Below are 1158 nucleotides of genomic sequence, written 5' to 3' on the forward strand. Positions count from 1 at the left end.
AATCCCCAGCAGCGCCAACGCGATAGCTCCGATCGCCATCCGGACGATGTCGGCGTTGTGGATGTCGGCCGACCGCGGTGTACGCACCGGGACCAGGTGCCGCGCCACGTCGGCGGCCGCCGATATGGCCGTCGTCACCGCGGCGCGGTCGCAGCGTTTGGGCGAGTACCACACCACGACGGACGCCGTGCGCGGGTAGGCGTGCACCGCACGCACGCCGGGCACCTGATCGACGGCGTCTTCGATCGCGACCGCGCGCACCGCGTCCCCGCGAAACCAGGGCACCCGAACACGCATGCGGCCCGCCGCGTCGGAGAGCACCTCGAGTGTCGCCACGGCGCTCAGTGATCGTGCGAGTGCGCGGCTTCGGCGACCGCCGGTGGCGGGACCTCCTCGCCGACCCGTTCCCTGGCCTCGGCCATCACGTCGGCAACCTTCAACCGGGCGGCTTCCGCGCCCTCTTCGGCCTTGCGCGCACCTCGCAGCGCCCACGCGGCCGTGCTCACCGCGGCTTCCCGGACCGGTGCTTTCGCGGCCGCCTTACGCAAACCCTCGTACGCCGCCACGCCGACCGCACCGGTGGCAACCGTGGTCGCCGCCTTCGCCAGCAATACATGCCACACCATCCGGTCAGCTTAACCCCAACCTGACGAGTCGAAAATGATTGTCATTTGCGCCCCGTCAGGTGCCCTCATCCACAACCACGGCTGGCATCATGGCCGCGTGACCATGACCTCGGCGGTGGCCCGGCTGCGGCCGAACTCGATGCCGGTGCTGGTGGTCGCGGTCGTCGCACTGGCACTCGTCGGCGGCCCGCTGCGGGATTTCGTGATCCGGACCCCCGATGTGGCCACCGCCGCGACCGTGTTCTGCGGGGTGTTCGTGCAGGCGCTGCCGTTCCTGGCGCTCGGTGTGGTGATCAGCGGACTCATCGCGGTGTACGTGACACCGGACCGGCTGGCCCGGTGGCTGCCGCGACGCACCGGCACCGCGATCCTGGCCGCCGGGGTGGGTGGCGCCGCGCTGCCCGGCTGCGAATGCGGTTCGGTCCCGGTGGCCCGCAGGCTCTTCGGCCCGGGCAGTGCCGGCGCCGCGGCGCTGACGTTCATGCTGGCCGCCCCGGCGAGATCGGAAGAGCGTCGGGGAGGGAAAGAGTGT

At 71.4% G+C, this 1158-nt stretch carries 3 protein-coding genes; 1 reads left to right on the forward strand and 2 read right to left on the reverse strand.

All coding sequences use genetic code 11. The features are described 5' to 3' along the window. The coding region (locus ACWDTP_RS38565) for an HMA2 domain-containing protein (protein WP_450028464.1) at window positions 1-336 on the reverse strand (336 nt) is incomplete at its 3' end. 5 nt (window positions 337-341) lie between these two features. After that, on the reverse strand, window positions 342-626 hold the full coding sequence (locus ACWDTP_RS38570; protein ID WP_450028465.1) for a DUF1490 family protein: 285 nt from the start codon (window positions 624-626) through the stop codon (window positions 342-344). Window positions 627-729: 103 nt separating this feature from the next. Between ACWDTP_RS38570 and ACWDTP_RS38575 the strand changes: the two genes are divergently transcribed. Further along, a partial coding sequence (locus ACWDTP_RS38575) for a permease (RefSeq protein ID WP_450028466.1) occupies window positions 730-1158 on the forward strand: 429 nt, incomplete at its 3' end.

Source organism: Mycobacterium sp. NPDC003449 (assembly GCF_053588415.1).

Excerpts from the sequence above, each read along its gene's own strand:
- ACWDTP_RS38570 (WP_450028465.1), bottom strand. The coding sequence starts at position 626 with ATGGTGTGGCATGTATTGCTGGCGAAGGCGGCGACCACGGTTGCCACC.